Here is a 23807-nt window from a genome sequence, read left to right on the forward strand (position 1 = left end):
CCCGTCGAGGACATGGACGCGTTCGCGGCGGCTTCGCGCGTGGGCTACGTTGCCCAAAGCCCCGAGAACCAGATCGTGTGCGACGCCGTGTGGCACGAGCTTGCCTTCGGGCTGGAAAACTTGGGCGTTTCGCAGGACCAGATGCGCCGTCGCGTGGCCGAGGTCGCGCATTTCTTCGGCATCGAGCCGTGGTTCCGGCGTCAGGTGTCCGAGCTTTCGGGAGGCCAGAAGCAGATGCTCACGCTGGCCAGCGTCCTTGCCATGCAGCCCCGGCTGCTGCTGCTCGACGAGCCGACGGCCCAGCTTGACCCGGTGGCGGAGAAGAACTTCCTGCACGCGCTTTTCCGCGTGAACCGCGAGTTGGGAATCACGGTGGTGGTTGCCACGCATGCGCCTGAATCCATGGCCTCGTACGCCACCGATGCCGTGGAGCTACGCGACGGCCGGATAGAGGAGGTTTCGCTCGATCGTTTCGCGGCGCGGCCGCTTCGCCTTCCGGGTGCTGGACGCGCCGTCGAAGCGGGGCGCCCAGCGCGCGCGGCCGATTCTGCCGTGGCGCTGAACGACGTGCGCTGCCGCTACGGGCGCGACGCCGATTGGGTGCTGCGCGGCATGGACTTGAACGTGCGCCCGGGGCGCGTGCATGCGCTGGTGGGGGGGAACGGCAGCGGGAAGTCGACGCTGCTGCGCCTGGTCGCCGGCGTGCTGAAGCCCGAACGGGGCAGCGTGATCAACCGCCTGTCGTCCCGTCAGGCGCTTCTTCCGCAGGATCCGAAATCCCTGTTCGCGTGCGACAGCGTGGACGAAGAGCTGCGGGAGTGGCAAGGTTCGTGCGGATTCTCCGACGGCGACGTGTCCGCCGCGCTCGAGCGGTTCGGGCTGACGTCCTGCGCGGCAAGCCATCCGTACGACCTGTCGGGCGGGCAGCAGCAAAAGCTTGCGCTGGCCAAGCTTTTGCTGACCGATCCCGACTTGCTGCTGCTCGACGAGCCCACGAAGGGCCTTGACGCGCCGTCGAAGGCCGCGGTGGCTGAGGCGCTGCTCGATCGGGTTCGAGTGGGCGCGACGGTGCTTATGGCCACGCACGATCTGACCTTTGCGGCCCTTGTTGCCGACGAGGTCACCATGCTGTTCGACGGCGAGGATGCCTGCACGGAGCCTGCCGGTTCGTTTTTCGAGGGGAACCTATTCTACCGACCTTCCGAGGACGCGTTCGCGCGCCTGTACGAAGGAGGGTCGCGATGAGCGCTTCGAAAGGGAAGGCGCATCGGGTGTTGGCGGCGCTCGAGGTTCCGGCCCTGGTCGCCGTTCCCTGCGCGCTCGCCGCGTGCGCATATTTCGGCATCGAGCAGGGGGCGCTTTTGACGGTTGCGGTCGCCTGCGTTGCGGTCGCGGTGTTCTTCGCGGGGTTCGAGACGTCTCGTCCGCCGCTTCGCCAGGTCATGCCCACGGTAGTGCTGGCTGCGCTGGCGGCTGCGGGCCGCATCCTGTTCGCGCCCGTCCCCGACTTCAAGCCGGTTTCGGCCATTTGCATCCTTGCAGGGGCCGTGTTCGGTCGGCGCAGCGGCTTTCTGGTAGGCGCGCTGGCTGCGCTCGTGTCCAACTTCTTCTTCGGGCAAGGACCGTGGACGCCGTGGCAGATGTACGCGTGGGGCCTGGTCGGGTACGTGGCCGGCGTGCTGGCCGATCGGGGCTGGCTCGATCGGACGGCCGTGCTGTGCGCCTACGGGTTCGTTTCCTCTTTGGCGTACGGGCTCATCCTCAACAGCTGGTACGTTGTGGGCTTCGTCCATCCCGTGACGCTTCCCGCCGTGGCGGTCGCTTTCGCCGCTGCGCTTCCCTTTGACGTCACGCACGGCGTTGCCACGGTTGTGTTTCTGCTGGCGCTCTATGCGCCCTGGCGCAAGAAGCTTGAGCGCATCAAGCGCAAATACGCCCTGGTGGACGCTGGTTTCAGCACATCTCGTCCATCGTGATACAATGCAAGCTTCCCTAAGCGGCGGCTTCACCCTGAACAGCAAGGAAGTGTTTCCATGGCTCGAGGAACTGGCTCTTTCGACGATGCGGTTGCAGCGTTGCGGCGCGCAGACGCGATCGTCTTTCCCACGGACACGGTGTACGGGCTGGGCGTTGCCGTTGATGCGGCGCGCACGCCGGAGGTGCTCTACCGTTTGAAGGAGCGCGATCGCGGCAAGCCCATCGCATGGCTGGTCGGCGGTGCGGACGACCTCGACCGGTACGGCGAAGGCGTTCCCGATCTAGCCCGTACGCTCGCGCGAATGTATTGGCCGGGCCCGCTTACCCTGATCGTGAAGGCGGCCGAGTGCGTCCCCGAAGCGTTCCAATCCGCCGAGGGGACCATCGGCTTGCGCATGCCCGACAACTCGGTTGCGCTCGAACTCATCGCTCAGGTCGGATGCCCTCTTGCCACTACGTCCGCGAATCTGTCGGGTTGCGCGTCGCCGTGCTCGTACGAAGCTATCGACCCTGCCTTGGCCGCGCGCGTGCGCGTGATCGTGGCGGACGAGAGCGACGCCGACAAAAGCGGCCTTGCCTCGACCGTCCTCGACTGCACGCGCGATCTGCCCGTCGTGGTGCGCGAAGGAGCCGTCACCGCCAAGGACGTTCGGAGCCTTCTTTAATCCGGGCATGTCTGCAACCTTGCGCCTCGTGCGCTTCGGTCCTCGTTTCCGCCCGCGCGAAACCCGGTCTTCACCCTTCTTGTTGCAGGATGGGTATAATGGAGGAAACTCCTGGGGAGGGGATACAGCATGGGAATCGAAACGACCGTCACGCCCGTGGGCTTTCTTTCGAACGACGAAACGTCCACCATCAAGGGCCTGGTCTGGAAAGCTTCCGAAACAAGGGGAAGCGCGCGCGTCGTCTCCTCTCCGCGCGGCATCGTGCAGATCGTGCACGGCATGGCCGAGCACGTGGAGCGCTACGACGAGTTCGCGCGCTACCTGGTAAGCCGCGGCTACGTGGTGTGCGCCGCCGACCACATCGGGCACGGCAAAAGCGCTCCCGATGCGGAAAGCCTGGGGCACATGCCCGTCGACGGCAAGGAAATCCTGATCGAGGACGTGCACGAGCTGCGCAAAACCGTCACCGCGCGCTACTCCCGTCAAACGCCCTACATCCTGTTCGGGCATTCCATGGGCAGCTTCATCGCCCGCGCCTACCTGGCGCGCCATGGCGAAGGCGTGGCGGCCGCCGTGCTGTGCGGCACCGGCCAGCAGCCGTACCTTCTCTCGAAAGCCGGCAACGCTTTGGCCCGGCTGATCGCGCGGTCGAAGGGGCCGCAGTATCGCAGCGCGTTTCTCGACGGCATGGGGGCGGGCGGCTTCGCCAAGAAGATCCGCAACCCCCGCACGCCTTACGACTGGCTGTCCACCGATCCCGCCGTCGTCGACGCCTTCCTGGCGGACGAGCTGTGCGGCGCCATGTTCTCGGTCGGCGCCTACGCCACGCTCACCGACCTCACGGGCGAGGTGGTCACCATGGCCTGTGCGTCGAAGGTTCCGAAAGATCTGCCCGTGCTGTTCGTCGCTGGCGCGCAAGACCCGGTGGGCGCGTGCGGCAAGGGCGTGCAGGCGGCCGCCGACCTGCTGCGCCGCGCGGGCGTCGAGGACGTGACGGCGACGTTGTACGAGGGCATGCGCCACGAGATACTGAACGAGCCCGGTCGGGCGCAGGTTTATGCCGAAGTAGCCGATTGGATGGAGGAGCACGCATGCGATCAACCTACGTCGTAGCGCTCGATCAGGGAACCACCTCGTCGCGCGCTATGCTCATCGACGGGCAGGGCGCCGTCGTCGATGCGGTGCAGAACTCGTTTCCCCAGTTGTACCCGCAGCCTGGTTGGGTGGAGCACGATCCGCGGGATATTCTGTCGTCGCAGCTGGGGGCGTTCACCGAACTGCTCGTGTCGAACAACTTGGGTCCAGGCGACATCGCCTGCATCGGGATCACGAACCAGCGAGAAACCACGGTGGTGTGGAATCGCGAAACGGGAGAGCCGGTGTTCAACGCCATCGTGTGGCAATGCCGCCGCACAGCCCCCATCATCGACGAGCTGTGCGCCGACGCCGAGGTTGCGCGCGAGATCACGCGCAAGACCGGCCTGGTTCCCGATGCGTACTTCTCTGCAAGCAAGGTGAAATGGATCTTGGACAACGTGCCCGGCGCCCGCGAGGACGCCCGGGCCGGCAAGCTTGCTTTCGGCACGGTGGACAGCTGGCTTATCTGGGTGCTGACGCAGGGGCGGGTTCACGCCACCGACGTGACGAACGCCAGCCGCACCATGCTCTTCGACATCCACGAGATGCGCTGGGATCCCTGGCTGCTCGACCTGTTCGACGTGCCGGCCTCGATGCTTCCCGAGGTTCGTCCCTCTTCGGGCGACTTCGGCCGCACGGCCAACGCCGGCATTGCTCCGGGCATCCCCATCTGCGGCGTAGCGGGCGACCAGCAGGCGGCGCTCTTCGGCCAGTGCTGCTTCGAGCCCGGCCAGGCGAAGAACACGTACGGCACCGGGTGCTTTCTGCTCATGCACACGGGCGGCGAAGCGTGCGCGTCCTCGCACAACCTGATCACCACGGTTGCAGCGTCCGCGCCCGGAGCGCCGGGCCCCGAGTACGCGCTCGAAGGCAGCGTGTTCATGGCGGGCGCGCTCATGCAGTGGCTGCGCGACGAGCTGGGGCTGATCGAGAGCGTGGGGGAGACCGCGGCTTTGGCGCGCAGCGTCGACAGCACGGGCGGCGTCTACATCGTGCCCGCCTTCACCGGGCTGGGCGCTCCGTACTGGGACGCCGATGCGCGCGGGGCCGTGTACGGGCTTACGCGCGGAACCACGCGGGCCCATTTCGTGCGTGCCGCGCTCGAATCCCTGGCCTATCAGGTGCACGATCTTGCGGTGGCCATGGAGGCCGACGCGGGCGTGCCCCTTTCCGTGCTCAACGTGGACGGCGGGGCCTCTGCGAACGATTTTCTCATGCAATTCCAGTCCGATGTGTTGCGCACGCCGCTGCGTCGACCGCAGAATGCGGAGACGACGGCGTTGGGCGCGGCTTACCTGGCCGGCTTGGCCGTCGGATTCTGGAGCGGAACTGAAGAGCTGCGCGGCTTGCGCGCGTCCGACAAGCGCTACGAGCCGTGCATCGAGGATGCGCGCCATGCGGTTTTGCTGGAGGGCTGGGCCAAGGCCGTCCGCCGCACGATGATGGATTAACGAAAGGGCTTACTACATGAAGATCAGCATCGCAAGCGATCACGCGGGATTCGAGCAGAAGCAGCAGCTCGTGGACTACCTGGCCTCGCAGGGCCATGACGTCGTCGACCGCGGCCCCGACACCGACGACCGCGTCGACTATCCCGATTACGCGGCGCTCGTCGCGCATGACGTCGTCGGCGGCTTGGCCGAGCGCGGCGTGCTCGTATGCGGAACCGGCATCGGCATGGCCGTCGCCGCGAACAAGGTGGCGGGCGTCCGAGCCGCCAACATCGTGTCCCCCGAGTTCGCCGCGCTGTGCCGCGAGCACAACGATGCGAACGTCATCACGCTGTCCGGCCGCTTCGTCGAGCCGGGCGTCAACCAGGCGATCCTCGACGCGTTCCTGTCCACCGCGTTCGGCGGCGGGCGCCATGCGGGTCGCGTGGAAAAGATCGCCGCTCTCGAGATCGGCTAGCTTGGCTGGATCTTACGCACGCCCGTTGTGCTAGCATAGCCCCGAAACAGCCCAGCGAAAGGAATACCATGGCTCTTTCCTACGTATCCCAAACCGATCCCGTCGTTGCGGACGCGCTCCGTCAAGAGCTTGCCCGCGAACGCGATTCCGTGGAGCTCATTGCGTCGGAGAACTTCACGTCTCCTGCCGTTATGGAGGCCGTGGGCAGCGTGCTCACGAACAAGTACGCCGAAGGCTACCCGCGCAAGCGCTACTACGGCGGCTGCGAGAAGGTCGACATCGTCGAGGACCTGGCGCGCGACCGCGCCTGCGAGTTGTTCGGCTGTCGGTTCGCCAACGTCCAGCCCCATTCCGGCGCCAACGCGAACCTTGCCGCGTACTTCTCCATCATCAAGCCGGGCGACACCATCCTGGGCATGAGCTTGGACCAGGGCGGCCACCTTACGCACGGCAGCCCGGTGAACTTCTCGGGTCGCCTGTACCACGTGGAGGCGTACGGCGTCGATTCCGAAACCGAGACCATCGACTATGACGCCCTTGAGGCCAGGGCCAAGGAGTGCCGTCCCCAGGTGATCGTCGGCGGCGCGAGCGCCTACCCGCGCGTCATCGATTTCGAGCGCATGGCCGCCATCGCCCACGAGGTGGGGGCGTATTTCATGGTGGACATGGCCCACATCGCCGGCCTGGTTGCCACGGGCGCGCATCCCAGCCCCGTGCCTCATGCCGACATCGTGACCTCCACCAGCCACAAGACGCTGCGCGGCCCGCGCGGCGGCTTCATCCTGACCAACGACGAAGAGCTGTACAAAAAGATCAACAGCGCCGTGTTCCCCGGTGCGCAGGGCGGTCCGCTCATGCACGTGATCGCCGGCAAGGCCGTGGCCTTCGGCGAGGCGCTGGCCCCTTCGTTCGCCGCGTACATCGACCAGGTGGTGGAGAACGCGCGCGTGCTCGGCCAGGGCATGATGGACGGCGGCTTGCGCCTGGTGTCCGGCGGCACCGACAACCATCTGTGCCTGGTCGATCTGACCGCGGCCGACGTCACGGGCAAGGACGCCGAGAAGCTGCTCGAAGGCGTGGGCTTGACGGTGAACAAGAACTCCATCCCCAACGAGCCGCGCAGCCCCTTCGTCACGAGCGGCATCCGCGTGGGCAGCGCTGCGGCCACCACGCGCGGCTTCACCGCCGACGATTTCTATCAGGTGGGCCAGCTTATCGCCGCAACCGTGTTCAACGCGGGCGACGGGGGCAAGCTCGCCGACATTCGCACGAAGGTGGAGGCCATGCTGGCCGCCCACCCGCTGTACCCGGAACTTACCTACTAGGAGCACGTACCCATGGCGAAAGAATACGAACGCGTCACCATCGTGGACCATCCGATGGTGCAGCATAAGCTGTCCATCCTGCGCGACAAGGAAACGTCGTCCAAGCAGTTCCGCGAACTGGTCAAGGAGCTGGCCCTGTTCGAGGGGTACGAAGCTACGCGCGACCTCCCGCTTTCGGAGGTGGAGGTGGAGACGCCCATCTGCACGGCCACCTGCCATGCTATCAGCGGCAAGAAGCTTGCGATCGTTCCCATCCTGCGCGCCGGCCTTGGCATGGTCGACGGCGTGCTCGACCTGGTTCCCGCTGCCCGCGTGGGGCATTTGGGCATGTACCGCAACGAGGAGACCCACAAGCCGGTGGCGTATTACGCGAAGCTGCCGGAGGATATCGCCGAGCGCAACGTCATCGTGGTCGATCCCATGCTGGCCACGGGCGGGTCGGCCGCGGCGGCGGTGGAGTACCTGCGCTCCATCGGCGTGACCGGCACCATCAAGGTCATGGTCATCGTGGCCGCGCCGGTCGGCATCGAGTGCCTGCTTGCAGCCGACGACGACGTGCATGTGTTCACGTGCGCCGTCGACGCCGAGCTCAACGAGGCGGCGTACATCGTTCCGGGTCTTGGAGACGCGGGCGACCGCATCTTCGGCACCAAGTAACGTTCCGCCGTCCTGCCGGACGGCGGAACTGCTCGACGCTGCGAAGCGCCGATGCGCCCGACCTCGCCCCTTTTTCGCTTACCCTCACGTGCAAAAGCACGCTCGGCCGCAAAACGGGGCGATCTCGGACACCTCGACGCTTCTCGCTGACTTTGCTGGACCAGGAAGGATGAAAACCATGACCGAGCCGCTCGATCATCGTCCCAGCTGGGACGAGTACTTCATGAAGCTTGCCAACGAGGTGGCAACCCGCACCACGTGCCTGCGTCGCGGGGTGGGGGCCGTCATCGTGAAGGATCGCCGCATCCTGGCCACGGGATACAACGGGGTCCCCACCGGCATGCGCCATTGCGCGGAAACCGGATGCCTGCGCCAGCAGCTCGGCGTTCCCAGCGGGCAGCGCCACGAGATCTGCCGTGGCCTGCATGCCGAGCAGAACGCCATCATCCAGGCTGCTCGCTACGGCATCAACATCACGGGCGCATCCATCTACATCACCACGCAGCCGTGCGTGGTGTGCGCGAAAATGCTCATCAACGCGGGCATCGAAGAGATCGTGTACCAGAATCCGTATCCCGACGAGCTGGCCATGTCCATGCTCGAAGAGGCGGGCATGCAGCTTCGCATTTTCGAAGGCTAAAAGATCCCCGGCGGCTTGAGCTGTCGGGGATCCTCCTCATCTGCGTCTGAAGAATATTCAGTTTCGCCTACCGCTGACGCTTGATTTATGCATTTTTTTAGCCGGTTTATGCTTCCGCTCACCAAAAAATTGTAGGTTTCTGTTACCTTATCGTAAGAGGAGCAGGAAATTCCGTTATCATGCATAGCGGTTTTAATTGGTAGGATGCGCAAGCGTGCGCGTGAGTGGGAAAGCGGGTTATGGTAGGAGCGATTGTTCTGGGGGCGTTGTCGGGAATCGCGGGCTTTTTGCCTTTGATCTTCGGACTTCGTATGACAAAGCGGGTCACCAAAACCAGTAATTTGGGGCACATGGGCATTCTGCTGCTCAGTGTATTCGCTTCGTTCCTCATCTTGTTCGCCACCGTCATGGCCTGCATCGTATTCGCTCGCGAGCTTGTGCTTTCGTTTGCTTTGGCCGAGGTGCTGGCGCTGAGCGTCGCAGCTATCGGCTTCGGTGTGGTGAAGTTGGTCCGGAAGTAGAACGGAAAGGTTAGTTACGTGAATCCACTTGAAATCCTTGCGCAGGATGCTGTCCACCTTCAGCACTCGTTCGACTCGACGTTCGTGTTCGGGGGAGTGACGCAGTACACCCTGTACATGATCCTGTGCTTCATCATCACCCTGGTGGTGGTGCTGACGGTGGGAAGGCGTCTCACGCTGGTTCCCAAGAGCAAGTTCGCCAACATGGTCGAGTACGGCTACGAGTTCGTGAAGAAGGATATGGGCGAGGGCGCTATCGGTCATGGCTACAAGAAGCACCTGCCGTTCCTGGCTACGATGTTCTTCTTCATCTTGATCTGCAACTTCGTGGGCCTTATCCCGGGATCGAAGGCCGCTACCGGATCGATCAGCATCACGTGGGCGCTGGCCGCCATTTCGTTCGTGTACTTCAACTACTGGGGCATCAAGGCTCATGGCGGCTGGGGCTACATCAAGTCCATCGCGCCGTCCGGTCTGCCGAAGGTCATGGTCCCGGTCATCTGGTTCTTCGAGTTCATCTCCCTCGTGCTGCGCGTGCTCACGCTGGCTGTGCGACTCTACGGCAACATGTTCGCCGGTCACATGGTTCTGGGCATCTTCGCGCTGGCTACGAGCGTGTTCATCAGCGCCGGCTTGCAGGGCGACTTCCTGTTCTTCTTGCCGCCGGTCGGCTGGATGGCGCTGCTCATCGCTATGTACGCGCTCGAGGTTCTGGTTGCGTTTCTGCAGGCGTACGTGTTCACCACGCTGTCGGCCGTGTACATCAGCCTGGCAACGAGCGAGCACTAGGCCCGCAAGCCGCCCGTTCGCGCGGCGTTCTCATTCGGTTACTTGGTCGGCCCGGATGGCCGGCTAGGGAATAAAGCAGGAGGTTTCGGGGAGGTCTCGAAACCGTGTAAAAGGAGGAACCAAGTGGAAATCGCTCTCGTACTCTCGGCTCTTAAAGTCGTCGGCTACGGCCTTGGCGCCATCGGCCCTGGCATCGGTATCGGCATCGCCTGCTACGGCTGCTGCGTTGCGACCGCTCGCCAGCCCGAACTGCAGGGTCGTATGTTTACGAACTTCATCATCGGTGCAGCTCTCGCCGAGGCTCTTGCCCTCATCGGCCTTGTTGTCGCCTTCATCATGTAACCAGGCCTTATTCGGAACCAATAGCCGGATACGGGCTCAAAGGAGGTTACGTAGTGAAAGTTAGAGCGAAAAAAGCAACGGCCCTTTCGGGTTCTGCCGTGCTCGCCGCGGGCAGCATGACGTTTGCTTTCCCTGCGCTCGCGTTCGCCAGCGAAGGGGAGAGCGCTGCGGGTATCAGCGCGATTCTGCCGAACATGGTGGAATTCGTCCCGATGCTCATCGCCTTCCTGGTGCTGTGGTTCGTGCTTGCCAAGTTCGGCTGGCCGAAGTTCAACGACATGCTCGAGAAGCGCGAGCAGACCATCAAGGAGTCCCTTGAGAAGTCTGAGCAGGCGCGCATCGAGAGCGAACGCGTGCTGGAAGAGTACAAGTCCCAGCTGGAAGATGCGAAGAGCCAGGCTGCTCAGATCGTTGCCGACGCGAAGAAGACCGGCGAGGCTGTGAAGGCGGACATCACCGCCAAGGCGCAGTCCGAGGCCACCGTCATGATCGAGAAGGCGCATGCCGCCATCGAGGCTGACAAGAAGGCCGCTATCTCCGAGCTTCAGGGTTCGGTCGCCGATCTGTCCGTTGCCGTTGCGTCCCGCCTGATCGGCGAGGATCTGGGCGACGACGAGCATCGTAAGATCATCGAGCGCTACGTGAACGAGGCGGGCAGTTTCAATGCCAACTAACCGCCATGTTCAAAGGGAAAAGGTCGCGACGTATGCGTCGGTCCTCTTGGAGGGCGCGTACGTTGCAGGCGGCCAAGACGCCGTCCTGGAAGTTCGCGACCAAGCTGAGCGCATTGTTCGTATCGTGCGTTCGAACATGGATCTCTCCGATGCCTTGGAGGACAGCTCCTATACGCCCGAGCAGAGGAATGAGCTTGCGCGCAGGGTGTTTGCGCAGGCGAATCCCGTCCTCGTCGATGTTCTGGCCGTTATGGCAGAGCGCGGGGACTTCGCGTTGCTGTCGCGCGTATGGGTTAGCTATGGAGAGGCGCTCGAACGCAAGTTGAACGTCTCCGTCGTCGACGTCACGACCGTCGTCGAACTGGACGATCATCTGCGCGAGGTCATTGTAAAGAAAACGCAAGCCGACCTGGGGACGAACGTGGTGCTGCGAGAGCACATCGACCCGTCTCTGCTCGGCGGCATATTGATGAGTGCAAACGGCAAGCGAATCGACGCCAGCGTCAAGTCGCAGTTGGAAAGCGCTCGCAACGTGCTCAAACTATCAACAGATGGAGGTGAATGCTAGTGACTGAAATCACCGCACAGTCTATTGACGATGCACTGCGCAAGCAGCTTGATGCGTTGAACACGAGCGTCGAATCTCGCGAGGTGGGTACCGTCATCCAGGTGGGCGACGGCATCGCGCGCGTCGACGGCCTGAAAGACGCCATGGCGGGCGAGCTCCTCGAATTCGTGGGTTCCAACGGCCAGACCGTGTACGGTATGGCTCAGAACCTCGAAGAGGACGAAGTCGGCGCCGTGCTGCTTGGTGACGTCACCGCAATCAAGGAAAACGACCAGGTCAAGACCACCGGTCGTATCGTGGAGATCCCGTCGGGCAAGGGTATGCTCGGCCGCGTGGTGAACCCGCTCGGCATGCCTATCGACGGCAAGGGCCCCATCAAGGCCGACGGCATGCGCCCGGTCGAGTTCAAGGCCCCCGGCGTTATTCAGCGCCAGCCCGTTGAGGAGCCGATGCAGACCGGTATCCTGGCTATCGACTCGATGATCCCCGTTGGCCGCGGCCAGCGCGAGCTGATCATCGGCGACCGCCAGACCGGCAAGACGGCCATTGCGGTTGATGCCATCATCAACCAAAAGGGCAAGGACATGATCTGCATCTACGTCGCTATCGGCCAGAAGGCGTCCACGGTCGCCGGCCTGGTGGAGACGCTGGAGCGCCACGGCGCCATGGAGTACACGATCATCGTGAACGCCTCGGCTTCCGACTCCGCTCCGCTGCAGTACATCGCCCCCATGGCGGGTGCCGCCATCGGCGAGTACTTCATGTACAACGGCGAGGACGGCAAGCCGGCTTCCGCCGACAACCCGGGCCGTCACGTGCTGTGCATCTACGACGACCTGTCCAAGCAGGCTGTGGCTTATCGTCAGATGTCGCTGACGCTGCGCCGCCCGCCGGGACGCGAGGCGTACCCGGGCGACATCTTCTACCTGCACTCTCGCTTGCTCGAGCGCGCGGTCAAGATGTCCGACGAGTACGGCGCGGGCTCCCTCACGGCTCTGCCCGTGATCGAGACGCAGGCTGGCGACGTGTCCGCCTACATCCCGACCAACGTCATCTCCATCACCGACGGTCAGATCTTCCTGTCCACCGACCTGTTCTTCCAGGGCCAGCGCCCCGCTGTCAACGTCGGCATTTCCGTGTCGCGCGTTGGTGGCTCCGCGCAGGTCAAGGCTATGAAGCAGGTTGCCGGTACGCTGCGTCTCGACCTGGCCGCCTATCGCGAGCTTCAGGCGTTCACGCAGTTCGGCAGCGACCTGGACAAGGCCACGCTGGACCAGCTGAACCGCGGTGCTCACATGACCGAGCTCTTGAAGCAGGGTCGTTACGTGCCGATGCCCGTCATGGACCAGGCCATCGCCATCTACTCGGGTGCGCGCGGCTACCTTGACGACATCCCGGTGTGCGACGTCGTCCGCTTCCGCGGCGAGCTGCTCGACTACATCCACGCCTCCAAGGCGGAGATCGTCACGGCTCTCGAGAAGGAGCAGAAGTTCACCGATGCCATCGAAACCGACCTGAACGCTGCGATCGAGGCTTTCAAGCTGCAGTTCGCACCCACGGCTTCCTAAGGCAGGTAGACTATGCCCAACCTTCACGACATAGAACGGCGTATCAGCTCCGTCTCCTCGACGAAGCAGATCACGCGCACCATGGAGATGGTGGCGGCTGCGAAGATCCGTCGCGCCGGAGAGCGCGTCGCGGCTTCCACGCCTTACGCTGACTCCATGGTCGAAATGTTGGCCAACGTTGCCAAGCGTGTAGGTGGCTCTGAAAACGCGCTGCTGCGCAAGCACGACGAGGTCAAGAACGTGCTCGTAGTGGTCGTCGTGTCCGACCGCGGTCTGGCCGGCGGCTTCAACAGCAATGTGCTGCGGCACGTCGATCGCCTCATGAAGGACAAGCAGGCGGCGGGCGCGACCGTCGAGGTCGTCGCCTGCGGCAAGAAGGCCGTCGGGTACTACACCTACCGCAAGGTGCAGCCGGTGCTTTCGTTCGCGGATCTGTCCGCCGATCCTACGGTGGAAGAGGCTGCTTCGGTTGCCACTTTCGCCATCGACGGCTACGTGAACGGTGACATCGACGAGGTTATCGTCGTGTACAACCACGCGAAGAACGCTGCCGAGCAGCAGCTTCGCCAGGAGCTCGTGCTGCCCGTCGACACGGAGAAGCTCAAGGCCGAACTGGCTGACGACGGCGTAGCGGCCGACAGTGAAGCGAAGCCCGAGGGCGACGTGATCTTCGAGCCGAGCGCCGAGGCCGTTCTCGACCAGCTTCTGCCGGCTTACGTGCGCACGACGCTCTACCATGCGCTTATCGACTCGGCTGCTGCCGAGCAGGGCGCGCGTCGCAACGCCATGATGTCGGCGACGGAAAACGCTACCGAAATGGTCGAAACGTTGACCAGACTGTATAACCGCGTACGCCAGGGCGCTATCACGACCGAGATTTCGGAAATCGTCGGTGGCGCAGCGGCTTTGGAGGATTAAATGGCTGAACACATGTTTACTAAGGAGGAGATCGAAGCCAGCAAAGGCGCTACCGGACGCATCGTGCGTATCGTCGGCCCTGTTGTTGACGTCGAATTTCCTCCCGATCAGCTGCCGGCGATTTACAACGCGCTGACGGTTGATGCGAAGACCCCGGCGGGCGAGATCCATCTCGTCCTCGAGGTCGAAACCCACCTGCCGGGCAACCTTGTCCGTTCGGTGGCTATGAGCTCGACGGACGGTCTCGTCCGCGGCGTCGAGGTGACCGATACGGGCCATCCGATCATGATGCCCGTCGGCCCCGAAACGCTTGGTCGCATTTGGAACGTCATGGGCGAGCCCGTCGACGAGAAGCCGATGCCCGAGGTGTCCGGCTACATGCCGATTCACCGTCCGGCTCCGGACTACGACGAGCTTTCCACGACGACCGAGATCTTCGAGACCGGCATCAAGGCCATCGACCTGGTCGAGCCCTTCGTCAAGGGCGGCAAGACGGGTCTGTTCGGCGGCGCTGGCGTCGGCAAGACCGTTATCATCCAGGAGCTCATCAACAACCTGGCCCAGGAGCACGGCGGCACGTCGGTCTTCACGGGCGTAGGCGAGCGTACTCGCGAGGGTACCGACCTGTACCTCGAGATGAGCGACTCGGGCGTTATCAACAAGACCTGCCTGGTGTACGGTCAGATGAACGAGCCCCCGGGAGCGCGTCTGCGCGTCGGTCTGGCCGGCCTGACCGAGGCCGAGTACTTCCGCGACCAGGGCCAGGACGTTCTGCTGTTCGTGGACAACATCTTCCGCTTTACGCAGGCCGGTTCCGAAGTGTCCGCACTTCTGGGCCGCATGCCGTCCGCCGTTGGTTACCAGCCCACGCTGGCTACCGAGATGGGCGACCTGCAGGAGCGCATCACGTCCACGTCCACCGGCTCCATCACGTCGGTGCAGGCCGTGTACGTGCCCGCTGACGACTTGACCGACCCCGCGCCGGCCACGACGTTCACGCACCTCGATGCCAAGACGGTTCTGTCCCGTTCGATCTCCGAGCTGGGCATCTACCCGGCTGTCGACCCGCTGGAGTCCACCTCCCGCGCGCTCGACCCGCAGATCGTCGGCGACGAGCACTACCGCGTAGCCGTCGGCATCCAGGAGCTGCTGCAGAACTACAAGGACCTGCAGGACATCATCGCCATCCTTGGTATGGACGAGCTGTCCGAGGACCAGAAGAAGATCGTGAACCGCGCTCGTAAGGCGCAGCAGTTCTTCGGTCAGTGCTTCCACGTGGCCGAGCAGTTCACGGGCCTGCCGGGCAAGTACGTCAAGCTTGAGGACACCATCCGCTCCTTCGCCGCCATTCTCGACGGCGAGTGCGACGAGATCCCCGAGCAGTGCTTCCGCATGAAGGGCTCCATCGAGGACGTGTACGCTGCGTACGAAGCGATGAAGAAGGACGCGTAAATGGCTGGATTCATGTGCGACATCGTGACGCCGGTGGCGAAGCTGGTCTCTGAAGAGGCCGAGTTCGTCGTCGTGCCCGGCGTCGAAGGCGAGATGGGCTTTCTGCGCGGACATGCGCCGCTCGTGTCGGTGCTCGCCGACGGCGTGGCGCGCGTGACGGGAGCCTCTGACAAAGAGGTTAGGCACTACGCGCTGCAGGGCGGCTACGTGGAGGTTACGGACGATAAGGTTATCGTCTTGGCTGACCGTGCGCTTCCTGTTGCCGAGATCGATGCCGCGCAGGTGCGCGAGCAGCTGGCAGCCATCGAGGCCGAGCTTGCGGGCTTGGCCGAGGGGGATGCCGCCAAAACGACGCTTCATGCCGACAAGGCGTGGTGCGACGTGCAGCTGAAAGCTGTCAGCTAGGTCGCTCAAGGCGAACCTGCGACGTGCGGCTTGAGGTCGCTTGGCAACGCAACGGCTGAAAGCCGCCATCGAAGCAAGACGCAAGCCCCCGATCCGTTAGGGTCGGGGGCTTTTGCATGCGGGGCGGGCCGTGCCCGTGCGATGCGAGGGCGCTCTTCGGCTTGCCCCTTGCGAAAATCCATGGTTTGTTCGAACATCTTTTCGCGCAATGCTGGTATCATGGCTACCAATAAATCCAGCGCATCCCTATCTGATTTGAGGCATAAGCTATGGCATTCGTCCACTTGCACAACCACACCGAATACTCGCTGCTTGACGGCGCGACGCATGTGAAGGACATGGTCAAACGCGCAGCTGAGCTGGGCATGCCTGCCGTGGCGATCTCCGACCACGGCGTGATGTCCGGCGTGCCCGAGCTGTGCGACGCGTGCGACGCGGTCGAGAAGGAAACGGGCATCCGCGTCAAGCCCATCTATGGCTGCGAGGTGTACTTCACAACCGACGAAGAGCTGCGCAAAGACGTCAAGCCGAAGCTCTACCACCTGCTGCTGCTGTCCAAGACCAACGAGGGCTACCATAACCTGCTTCGTCTGGTCAGCGAGTCGCACGTCGACAACTTCTACTACAAGCCGCGCACGACCTTCAGCATGTTGCAGAAGTACGGCAAGGGTATCATCGGCTCGTCCGCCTGTATCGCGGGCATCATCCCCAAGCTGCTCGACAACAACCAGTTCGACGAGGCGCTGGAGTGGGCGCACAAGCTGGCCAGCTGCTTCGATCCGGGCGACTTCTACATCGAGCTGCAGAACCAGGGCATCATGACCGACGCCGGCCTTACGCAGACGCAGCTCAACCATCAGCTGACGAAGCTGGCTCAGGCCGCGGGCCTCAAGACCATCGCCACGAACGACTTCCACTACTTGACGCGCGAGGACGCCCGCGCGCAGGACATCATGCTGTGCATCGGTACGGGCAGCGCCATGAACGATGCGAACCGCATGCGCTTCGAGAACGATCAGTTCTACATGAAGACCGAAGAGGAAATGCGCGAAGCGCTCAAGGACTTCCCCGAGGCGTGCGACAACACGGTGGAGCTGGCGGCCAAGTGCGACGTGGTGCTCGAGCGCGATTCGGTTCTGCCGCGCTTCCCGCTGCCCGAAGGGGAAACCGAGGACAGCTGGTTTCGCACGCGCGTCCAGGAAGGCCTGATCAAGCGCTACGGGGATCCGGTGCCGCAGGAGGCGCAAGAGCGCGCCGACTACGAGATGGGCATCATCATCCAGCAGGGATTCCCGGCGTACTTCCTGATCGTGCAGGAGTACATCGAGTGGGCTCGTAGCCAGGGCATCGGCGTTGGCCCGGGCCGTGGATCGGCCGCAGGCGCCATCGTGGCGTATGCCATGGGCATCACCGACTTGGACCCGCTTTCCAACGGCCTGCTGTTCGAGCGATTCCTTTCGCCCGAACGCGTGGAGATGCCCGATATCGACGTCGACTTCGAGGATGAACGTCGCCAAGAGGTCATCGAGCACATCAAGGAAGTGTACGGCGAGGATCACGTAGCCGGCGTTATCACCTTCGGCAAGCTGCAGGCGAAAAACGCCGTGCGCGACGCCGCGCGCGTGCTGGACTACCCGTACAGCACGGGCGACAAGATCACGAAGATGATCGGCGACGAGCTGGGCATCACCATCGACAAGGCGCTCGAGACGAACCCCGACCTCAAGAAGGCGTACGAGACTGAAGAGGACGTGAAGGCCGTTATCGACGCGGCCAAGTCCATCGAAGGCCACGTGCGCGGCGAGGGCGTGCACGCGTGCGCCACCATCATCTGCCGCGACCCCATGAGCGAGCACGTGCCCATGAAGCGCGATACCAAGGGCGGCGGCATCATCACGCAGTACGACGGTCATTACACGCCTGACCTGGGCTTGCTGAAGATGGACTTCTTGGGCTTGCGCACCCTGGGCGTGCTGTCGCGCGCGTGCCGCAACATCGAGGCGCGCTTCGGCACCAAGGTGATCCCCGAGGAGATCCCCATCGACGACGAGCGCGCGTTCGTGCTCATGCAGTCGGGCAACATGGACGGCTTGTTCCAGGTGGAGGGCGCGCTGTACGTGGGCTTGTTCGCGCGGCTCCCACCGAAGCGCTTCTCGGACATCGTCGCCTCGATCGCGCTCAACCGTCCGGGCCCGTTGGAATCCGGCATGGTGGACGACTACGTGAAGGTGGCAAGCGGCAAGACGCAGATTCACTACTACGACGAGCGTTTGCGCCCCATCTTGGAGGAAACGTACGGCACCATGGTCTACCAAGAGCAGATCATGCAGATCTCCATGGCCATGAGCGGCTTTTCCGCCGGTAAAGCCGACAAGCTGCGCAAGGCAATGGGCAAGAAGAAGCTCGACGTCATGCGCGGGTTGCAGGAAGACTGGAACAACGGCGCGGTGGAGAACGGCTACTCGCTTGAGATCGCCAAGCAGATCTGGGAAGACGCCGAGAAGTTCGCTAAGTACGCGTTCAACAAATCGCACTCGGCCGCATACGCTATCTTGGTTATGCGCACCGCGTATTTGAAGGCGCACTATCCGAACGACTTCATGGCGGCCGTTCTGTCCAGCTACATGGGCAACACCGATCGCTTGATTCGCTATATCTCCAGCTGCAACCACAACGGCACGCCGGTGCTGCCTCCCGACATCAACTCGTCGAACGCCGAGTTCACGCCGGTTGAAGAGGGCATTCGCTTCGGCCTGGTCGGCGTGCGCGGCGTGGGGCGCAACGTTGCCGACGAGATCATCGCCGAGCGCGAGGCGAACGGCCCGTACACGTCGCTGCACGACTTCGTGAACCGTTTGGACGCGAAGTGCTACAACCGAAAGACGCTCGAAGCGCTCATCAAGGGCGGGGCGTTCGATTCGACGGGCTACACGCGCAAGCAGCTCATGTACTTCGTGGACGAGACGCCGCTTCTGGAAAGCGCGTCGAAGCGTCAGAAGGACCGCGAGCGCGGGCAGGTGTCGATGTTCGACCTGTTCGGCGACGACCCCGATTCGGGCTTCGAGGAAGAGGTTCCCGCTCCGGACGGAGTGGAGTGGCCGAAGCGCCAGCTGTTGACGTTCGAGAAGGAGATCATGAAGATCTACGTCTCGGACCATCCGCTGCGTCCGTACGAGAACTACATCGCCCGCATGACGAAGTTCCAACTGGGCGATCTGGCCGAGCGCACGAAGGAGATCAAATCGGCCGTGTTCATCGGCATGATCTCGTCCGTGGTGACGAAGCTGACGAAGCGCGGAACGAAGATGGCCACGTTCTCGTTGGAGGATACGACGGGCCATGTGGAGTGCATCTGCTTCAAGTACGACGAGAATGCCGAGGCGATTCAGGAAGACGCTATCGTCAAGGTGAAGGGCAAGTTCGAGCACAGCGACCGCGGCAACCAGATCATGGCGTTCGAGGTGGAGGCGCTGGAGCTGAGCGAGGACGACGCGCGTCCCTCGCACCTGGAACTGCGCGTGCCGATGGCCGACTTCGACCAGTCGAAGTCCTTGCGGTTAAACCGCATTTTGAAGTCGTATCCCGGTCGCGACGGCGTGGTGCTGTTCGTTCAGCAAAACGACGGGCACAAGTTCCGCGCCGAACTGCCCATAACCGTGGACTCGAACAGCCCCATCATGAAATCGGAGCTGCAAGAGCTGTTCGGCGCGCAGGTGTGGAGGGCGTCGTAAGGCCGCAGAGCGCGTTGCCCAGTCGCTCGGCGGCCTTGGGTTCGCACGGACAGCCCGCTGGCCGTCCGGCTCGTGCGGAACTCGCTTGACGTGCAGCGTGCCCTGTGGGCCGACTGCGCGGCGGTGATTGACGATTTGGCAAGGGAGGGCGGTTGCGCTTGGTCGCGCGGCCGCCTTCGTTTATGATGGGTGCTATGAATACGACTACTTCTTTCCAACAATCTTGTTCTTCAGAGACCTGCGGTGTGCCCGGTGCGTTCGTGAAGCCCCAGCTCGACCATACGCTGGCGCTGACGCTGTCGTACAACGGCGCTCCGTTTTGCGGGTTTGCCCGCCAGCCGGGCAAGCTGACGGTGCAGGGCAATCTGGAGGAGGCGTTGTGTCTGCTGTTCAGGCGCGACGTGGAAACCACCTGCGCGGGGCGCACCGACTCGGGCGTGCATGCGCTGGGCCAGGTGGTGAGCTTCGACGTGAGCGACGAGGATTTGAACGGGCGGTCGCTCTTCTCGCTGCGCCGGTCGCTGAACGCGCTTACGCACGACGGCATCACCGTGCGCGAGGTAGAGCCCAAAAAGCCTGGGTTCTCGGCTCGATTCGACGCGCGAGCGCGCGAGTACCATTACCATCTGTGCGTGGACAGCACGGCCCCTATCTTCATGAAGGATTTCTCGTGGTTCGTGCCCGGCGGGTTGGACATGTCCGCCATGGAGGCGGGCGCTCGTCATTTGCTGGGGGAGCACGACTTCAAGAGCTTCTGCATGACGGCTTCCGCGGTGGACAAGCCGACGCATCGCAATGTTCGCGAAATCTCGTTTCATCCCGAAACGTTCATGGGCGAGAACATCATCACCATCAAGGTGGTGGGAAACGCGTTTCTCCATTCCATGGTGCGCACGATCGTGGGCACGCTGGTAACCGTGGGGCGCGGCCAGCGCGATGCCGATTGGGTGGGCGAGGTTCTAGCGGCGTGCGATCGACGTGCGGCGGGGGAGAATGCCCCTGCTCAGGGCCTCGTGTTCTGGCGCGTTATCTACTAAGGAAGTACGGGAACCTTTCAGTCGCAAGGCGGTGCAGCATGTTCGAGAACAAGAAGCCTTCGCCCGCATCGCGCGCTGCCGACGAGGGAAAGGCGCACCGGGCGGTCGATCCCGCTGCGCGGCACGATGCGTTCGCGCGGTTTCGCCGTCTGTACGAAAGCCGCGATGGCGGCCTGTGCGTGTTCGAGGACGAGCACGGCCATCTGGTGGCCGTCGATGCGTCCAAGCTGGTGTAAAACGTAAGGCCCGCCGGTTGTGCTCGGCGGGCCTTACGTTTTTTCGATTCGCTAGGCGGCGGGCTTGTCCGGGATGCTCCGATCCACGAAGTAGATCTTGTACCACATGAGGAACATGTAGACGATCCAGATCTTGCGGGAGCGGTCGGCTCCGGCCTTGTGCTCGTCGAGCAGCTTCACCAGTTCGTCGGTGTTGAAGAACGTGCTTGCAAGCTCGCCGGTGAACCATTCCTTGATCTGGTTGTAGTAGCGCTCCTGGCGCAGCCAGTTCACCACGGGCACGGGGAAGCCCAGCTTCTCCTTCTGCGCCCAGTCCTTCGGGATAGCGCGCTCGGACGCTTCGCGCAGCGTGAGCTTCGTTTGCTCGCCGTTTGCTTTCAGGCGCGTGGGAATGGTGCGCGATACGTCGAACACCTGCGTGTCCAGGAAGGGCACGCGGCTTTCCAGCGAATGCGCCATCGACATCTTGTCCGTTTTCAGCAAGATGTCGCCTACCAGCCAAAAGTGCAGGTCAACGTATTGCATACGCGTAGTCTCGTCAAGGTTTTCGACCTCGGCGTACACCGGGGCGGTCAACTTCTGCGGCGAGCACGCTTGCACGGGCCGGCGCAGAAGGCGCTCGCGCTCCTCGGGGCTGAAGGCCACACCGTTCGCGTTGGTGTAGTACCAGTCCTCGACGGTCTCGCTTGCGCGCTCCAGGTAGTTCGCGCCGCGGACGCCCAGCGCCCGTGCAGCTTTCGACGCGCCGCGCAGCAGGCCCTTCGGCGCCCAGGACAGCTTCGCGTTGGCGAACGGGGTCTGGTAGATGCGGTACCCGCCGAAGAACTCGTCGGCTCCTTCGCCCGACAGCACGGCCTTCACCTTTTTAGCGGCCTCTTGATCGACGAAGTAGAGCGCCACGGCGCTCGGATCGGCCGAAGGCTCGTCCATGTGCCATTGCACGCGCGGAAGGCTTGCCCAGTACTCCTCCTCGGAGATGTGCTTCGAGTTGTTCTCGATCTTGAGCTCGTCGGCCAGCTCGCGAGCCCAGGTGATCTCGTCGCGCTCGCCCTCGTATTCGGCGAAGCCCACGGTGAACGTTTTGATGTCCGGGTTTTCCTTGGCCAGGCACGCGGCCATGTAGCTGGAATCGATGCCGGAGGACAGGAACGATCCCACCTCCACGTCCGCCACGTTGTGGTAGCGCACCGACTCGCGCATGGCGGCGTCGATGGCGTCCACGGTGTCCTGTCGGCTGCGGCTTTCGTCGAATTCGTAGGTGGGCCGCCAGTAGCGACGCATGGCGATGGAGCCGTCCGCGCGCACGGTCATGCAGTGCGCGGGCGGAAGCTTGAAGATTCCCTTGAAGAACGTCTCGTCCAGAGCCGAGAACTGGAAGCACAGGTACTGCTCAAGCGCCTCCTCGTTGAGCTCGCGCTGGTAAGCGGGATGCTCGAGGATACATTTGATCTCGGACGCGAAGACGAACCGGCCTTCTTGTACGGTGTAGTAAAGCGGCTTGATGCCGAAGAAATCGCGCGCGCAGAACAGCTCGCGCGTCGTGCGGTTCCAAATGGCGAACGCGAACATGCCGCGCAGGCGGTCGAGCACGCTTTCGCCCCAGGCGAGGTAGCCGGTGAGCAGCACCTCGGTGTCGGAGTTCGTCTTGAACGTCCAGCCTTCGGATTCCAGCTCGGCTCGCAGGTCGCGGTAGTTGTAGATTTCGCCGTTGAACACGATGGCGAAGTCGCCCTTCGCCGCGGCGGCTTCGGGCCCGGCGATGGGGGATCCGTCGCTTGCAAGGGCGGGGGACGTGACGGCGGCGTCATGCTCGGCGGTGGCGCGCACCATGGGCTGGTTGCCCCCCGCAAGGTCGATGAGGGACAAGCGCCGATGCCCGAGCGCGATGCCCTGGTCGAGGTACTGGCCCTCGCCGTCGGGACCGCGATGCGCCATGACGTTGCACATGGCTTTCAGGATGGGCGCGTCAGCCTCGTTCGCCCCGGTGAACCCGCAGATTCCGCACATAGTGAATGCTCCTTCGTTTCGGTACCCGACCATGATAGAGGAAAGCCGGCGTTGTCCCAAGCGCCAGGCGTCCATCACGCCAAAACCGCAGATTTGCCGCGGTGTTCGGGCGCGCCCGGCAAGCAGGCGCTGGCTTGGGAGCGCCGTGGACGGCAGCCGGCTCCGGTCGGGTGCGTTCGGTTCGGATGCGCTATCATGGTGGCCACGTGAAAAGATGGGACGGGCTGCCGATGGTGACGATGGATGGACGGGCAACGGCGAAGGCGACGGAGCATGCCGCACCGCCTGCTCGCGCGCGTATTCTGAACTGCGCGGTGAGGGAGTTTTTGGACAAAGGGTTCGCCGAGGCGTCGCTTCGCTCGATCGCTGCTGCGGCGAGCGTGACCACGGGCGCCATCTACGGGCACTTTTCCAGCAAAGAGGCGTTGTTCGACGCGTTGGTTGGACCTGCGGGAAACGAGCTGTATCGGCGCTACGCAACCATGCAGGAGCAGTTTTACACCTTGCCCGAAGACCGCCAGACCCTTCAAGGCATGCAGGGGTTCGAGCAGGTCCTGATCCATGACATGCTGGACTACGTGTACGATCATCAAGATGAGTTCGTGCTGATTCTGACAAAAGCGGCGGGTACGGCATGGGAGGGATATCTTGACAGGTTCGTCGAGCTTGAGCGGGAGAGCACCCATCGCTACGTTCGCATGATGCGCGCACGCGGGAAGACCATCGCGGACATCGAGCCTGCTACGGCGCGCATTCTGGCAAGCATGTTCTTCCGGGGCTATTTCGAACCGCTTGTCGGCGGCATGAAGCGCGACGAAGCGCATGCCTTCATCGCGTCGCTCGAGCGGTTCTTCCACGCGGGCTACGTCGAGCTCATTGCGACGCGCGAACTTGGGTAGAGGGTTGGTTCCAGATCCGGAAAAGACGAAAGCCCGCAAGAGGGGGGACCTTGCGGGCTTCGCTGCGATGGCTGGCCAGACGAGAGAAAACCACCATCGCTCGGTAAAGCAAAGAGGAGAAGTCGTCAAAGGGAGCGTCGATGCTTTTTCGGGAATCAGGAAAGGCATCACCTTCATTTGACATTTGTTAGTTTAGGCTAACTTTTAGGAAAAGTCGAGCGGCGGCTTTCAATAGGCGAGGGATTCACCGTTTCTTCACAAGTGCGCTGCGCGCGAAAGGAAGCGGGGATGGACGGCGGGCTTTCTGCTGCGGCGTGCATGCTGGCTGGGGCGCCCGCAAAACGAGCGAGG

23 protein-coding genes are annotated in these 23807 nt (G+C 63.2%); 22 read left to right on the forward strand and 1 reads right to left on the reverse strand.

The features are described from left to right. From ACMNI9_RS05530 to ACMNI9_RS05630, 21 genes are all read left to right on the forward strand, one after another. Positions 1-1245: ATP-binding cassette domain-containing protein (locus ACMNI9_RS05530; protein WP_418831183.1), on the forward strand; the 1245-nt coding region annotated here is incomplete at its 5' end. Continuing rightward, entirely contained in the window at positions 1242-1976 is a 735-nt protein-coding gene (locus tag ACMNI9_RS05535; protein WP_114566787.1) for an ECF transporter S component, read from the forward strand. The genes ACMNI9_RS05530 and ACMNI9_RS05535, both read left to right, overlap by 4 nt. A 57-nt stretch (positions 1977-2033) precedes the next feature. Continuing rightward, the gene (locus tag ACMNI9_RS05540; protein WP_418831184.1) at positions 2034-2642 is read left to right on the forward strand and encodes an L-threonylcarbamoyladenylate synthase; all 609 of its coding nucleotides are present in this window, start codon (positions 2034-2036) and stop codon (positions 2640-2642) included. Positions 2643-2771: 129 nt separating this feature from the next. Further along, positions 2772-3755 (forward strand): alpha/beta hydrolase, encoded by a 984-nt coding sequence (locus ACMNI9_RS05545; RefSeq protein WP_114566789.1) that lies wholly within the window; start codon positions 2772-2774, stop codon positions 3753-3755. Next, positions 3734-5230, forward strand: coding sequence for a glycerol kinase GlpK (gene glpK / locus ACMNI9_RS05550; protein WP_418831185.1), 1497 nt, complete (start codon positions 3734-3736; stop codon positions 5228-5230). The genes ACMNI9_RS05545 and glpK overlap by 22 nt, the downstream gene beginning before the upstream one ends. 16 nt (positions 5231-5246) lie before the next feature. Then, positions 5247-5687, forward strand: a complete 441-nt coding sequence (gene rpiB / locus ACMNI9_RS05555; RefSeq protein ID WP_418831186.1) for a ribose 5-phosphate isomerase B — start codon at positions 5247-5249, stop codon at positions 5685-5687. Positions 5688-5755: 68 nt separating this feature from the next. Then, positions 5756-7012 carry a serine hydroxymethyltransferase gene (gene glyA / locus ACMNI9_RS05560; RefSeq protein WP_418831187.1) on the forward strand — a complete coding sequence of 419 codons (1257 nt, stop codon included), beginning with the start codon at positions 5756-5758 and terminating at the stop codon, positions 7010-7012. A 12-nt stretch (positions 7013-7024) separates the two neighbouring features. Next, entirely contained in the window at positions 7025-7669 is a 645-nt protein-coding gene (gene upp, locus ACMNI9_RS05565; RefSeq protein WP_114566793.1) for a uracil phosphoribosyltransferase, read from the forward strand. Between the two features lie 178 nt (positions 7670-7847). Beyond that, positions 7848-8309 (forward strand): deoxycytidylate deaminase, encoded by a 462-nt coding sequence (locus ACMNI9_RS05570; protein WP_114566794.1) that lies wholly within the window; start codon positions 7848-7850, stop codon positions 8307-8309. A 239-nt stretch (positions 8310-8548) separates the two neighbouring features. Continuing rightward, a complete protein-coding gene (locus ACMNI9_RS05575; RefSeq protein WP_114566795.1) occupies positions 8549-8830 on the forward strand; it encodes a hypothetical protein in 282 nt (93 codons plus the stop codon). An 18-nt stretch (positions 8831-8848) separates the two neighbouring features. Further along, on the forward strand, positions 8849-9619 hold the full coding sequence (gene atpB, locus ACMNI9_RS05580) for a F0F1 ATP synthase subunit A (protein WP_114566796.1): 771 nt from the start codon (positions 8849-8851) through the stop codon (positions 9617-9619). Between the two features lie 123 nt (positions 9620-9742). Continuing rightward, positions 9743-9961 (forward strand): ATP synthase F0 subunit C, encoded by a 219-nt coding sequence (gene atpE / locus ACMNI9_RS05585; RefSeq protein ID WP_114566797.1) that lies wholly within the window; start codon positions 9743-9745, stop codon positions 9959-9961. Positions 9962-10077: 116 nt separating this feature from the next. Then, a complete protein-coding gene (gene atpF, locus ACMNI9_RS05590) occupies positions 10078-10635 on the forward strand; it encodes a F0F1 ATP synthase subunit B (protein WP_253288144.1) in 558 nt (185 codons plus the stop codon). Continuing rightward, positions 10625-11203, forward strand: a complete 579-nt coding sequence (atpH, locus tag ACMNI9_RS05595; RefSeq protein WP_114566799.1) for an ATP synthase F1 subunit delta — start codon at positions 10625-10627, stop codon at positions 11201-11203. The genes atpF and atpH overlap by 11 nt, the downstream gene beginning before the upstream one ends. Beyond that, the gene (gene atpA, locus ACMNI9_RS05600; protein ID WP_418831190.1) at positions 11197-12771 is read left to right on the forward strand and encodes a F0F1 ATP synthase subunit alpha; all 1575 of its coding nucleotides are present in this window, start codon (positions 11197-11199) and stop codon (positions 12769-12771) included. Before atpH ends, atpA begins: the two co-directional genes overlap by 7 nt. 12 nt (positions 12772-12783) lie before the next feature. Next, complete coding sequence (atpG, locus tag ACMNI9_RS05605) at positions 12784-13689, forward strand: ATP synthase F1 subunit gamma (RefSeq protein ID WP_114566801.1); 906 nt, start codon at positions 12784-12786, stop codon at positions 13687-13689. Between the two features lie 12 nt (positions 13690-13701). After that, positions 13702-15141 carry a F0F1 ATP synthase subunit beta gene (gene atpD, locus ACMNI9_RS05610; RefSeq protein ID WP_369412403.1) on the forward strand — a complete coding sequence of 480 codons (1440 nt, stop codon included), beginning with the start codon at positions 13702-13704 and terminating at the stop codon, positions 15139-15141. Continuing rightward, entirely contained in the window at positions 15142-15546 is a 405-nt protein-coding gene (gene atpC, locus ACMNI9_RS05615) for an ATP synthase F1 subunit epsilon (RefSeq protein WP_114566803.1), read from the forward strand. 269 nt (positions 15547-15815) lie between these two features. Next, positions 15816-19277 carry a DNA polymerase III subunit alpha gene (gene dnaE / locus ACMNI9_RS05620; protein WP_114566804.1) on the forward strand — a complete coding sequence of 1154 codons (3462 nt, stop codon included), beginning with the start codon at positions 15816-15818 and terminating at the stop codon, positions 19275-19277. Positions 19278-19522: 245 nt separating this feature from the next. Further along, the gene (gene truA / locus ACMNI9_RS05625) at positions 19523-20314 is read left to right on the forward strand and encodes a tRNA pseudouridine(38-40) synthase TruA (RefSeq protein WP_231088205.1); all 792 of its coding nucleotides are present in this window, start codon (positions 19523-19525) and stop codon (positions 20312-20314) included. Between the two features lie 38 nt (positions 20315-20352). Next, positions 20353-20550, forward strand: a complete 198-nt coding sequence (locus ACMNI9_RS05630) for a hypothetical protein (protein WP_225748810.1) — start codon at positions 20353-20355, stop codon at positions 20548-20550. Positions 20551-20601: 51 nt separating this feature from the next. Here ACMNI9_RS05630 and asnB read toward each other — a convergent pair whose 3' ends face one another. Then, on the reverse strand, positions 20602-22557 hold the full coding sequence (gene asnB, locus ACMNI9_RS05635) for an asparagine synthase (glutamine-hydrolyzing) (protein ID WP_418831193.1): 1956 nt from the start codon (positions 22555-22557) through the stop codon (positions 20602-20604). Between the two features lie 206 nt (positions 22558-22763). On the opposite strand from asnB, the gene ACMNI9_RS05640 reads away from it, so the two are divergent. Further along, on the forward strand, positions 22764-23456 hold the full coding sequence (locus ACMNI9_RS05640; RefSeq protein WP_305072021.1) for a TetR/AcrR family transcriptional regulator: 693 nt from the start codon (positions 22764-22766) through the stop codon (positions 23454-23456). The last annotated feature ends 351 nt before the right edge of the window (positions 23457-23807 follow it).

Source organism: Paraeggerthella sp., assembly GCF_048427265.1.
Taxonomy (GTDB): domain Bacteria; phylum Actinomycetota; class Coriobacteriia; order Coriobacteriales; family Eggerthellaceae; genus Paraeggerthella; species Paraeggerthella hominis.

Bases quoted from the DNA above. Each gene is read 5' to 3' on its own strand.
- ACMNI9_RS05535 (WP_114566787.1), top strand. From the start codon at position 1,242: ATGAGCGCTTCGAAAGGGAAGGCGCATCGGGTGTTGGCGGCGCTCGAG.
- ACMNI9_RS05540 (WP_418831184.1), top strand. From the start codon at position 2,034: ATGGCTCGAGGAACTGGCTCTTTCGACGATGCGGTTGCAGCGTTGCGG.
- ACMNI9_RS05545 (WP_114566789.1), top strand. From the start codon at position 2,772: ATGGGAATCGAAACGACCGTCACGCCCGTGGGCTTTCTTTCGAACGAC.
- glpK (WP_418831185.1), top strand. From the start codon at position 3,734: ATGCGATCAACCTACGTCGTAGCGCTCGATCAGGGAACCACCTCGTCG.
- rpiB (WP_418831186.1), top strand. From the start codon at position 5,247: ATGAAGATCAGCATCGCAAGCGATCACGCGGGATTCGAGCAGAAGCAG.
- glyA (WP_418831187.1), top strand. From the start codon at position 5,756: ATGGCTCTTTCCTACGTATCCCAAACCGATCCCGTCGTTGCGGACGCG.
- upp (WP_114566793.1), top strand. From the start codon at position 7,025: ATGGCGAAAGAATACGAACGCGTCACCATCGTGGACCATCCGATGGTG.
- ACMNI9_RS05570 (WP_114566794.1), top strand. From the start codon at position 7,848: ATGACCGAGCCGCTCGATCATCGTCCCAGCTGGGACGAGTACTTCATG.
- ACMNI9_RS05575 (WP_114566795.1), top strand. From the start codon at position 8,549: ATGGTAGGAGCGATTGTTCTGGGGGCGTTGTCGGGAATCGCGGGCTTT.
- atpF (WP_253288144.1), top strand. From the start codon at position 10,078: ATGACGTTTGCTTTCCCTGCGCTCGCGTTCGCCAGCGAAGGGGAGAGC.
- atpH (WP_114566799.1), top strand. From the start codon at position 10,625: ATGCCAACTAACCGCCATGTTCAAAGGGAAAAGGTCGCGACGTATGCG.
- atpA (WP_418831190.1), top strand. From the start codon at position 11,197: ATGCTAGTGACTGAAATCACCGCACAGTCTATTGACGATGCACTGCGC.
- atpG (WP_114566801.1), top strand. From the start codon at position 12,784: ATGCCCAACCTTCACGACATAGAACGGCGTATCAGCTCCGTCTCCTCG.
- atpD (WP_369412403.1), top strand. From the start codon at position 13,702: ATGTTTACTAAGGAGGAGATCGAAGCCAGCAAAGGCGCTACCGGACGC.
- atpC (WP_114566803.1), top strand. From the start codon at position 15,142: ATGGCTGGATTCATGTGCGACATCGTGACGCCGGTGGCGAAGCTGGTC.
- dnaE (WP_114566804.1), top strand. From the start codon at position 15,816: ATGGCATTCGTCCACTTGCACAACCACACCGAATACTCGCTGCTTGAC.
- ACMNI9_RS05630 (WP_225748810.1), top strand. From the start codon at position 20,353: ATGTTCGAGAACAAGAAGCCTTCGCCCGCATCGCGCGCTGCCGACGAG.
- asnB (WP_418831193.1), bottom strand. From the start codon at position 22,557: ATGTGCGGAATCTGCGGGTTCACCGGGGCGAACGAGGCTGACGCGCCC.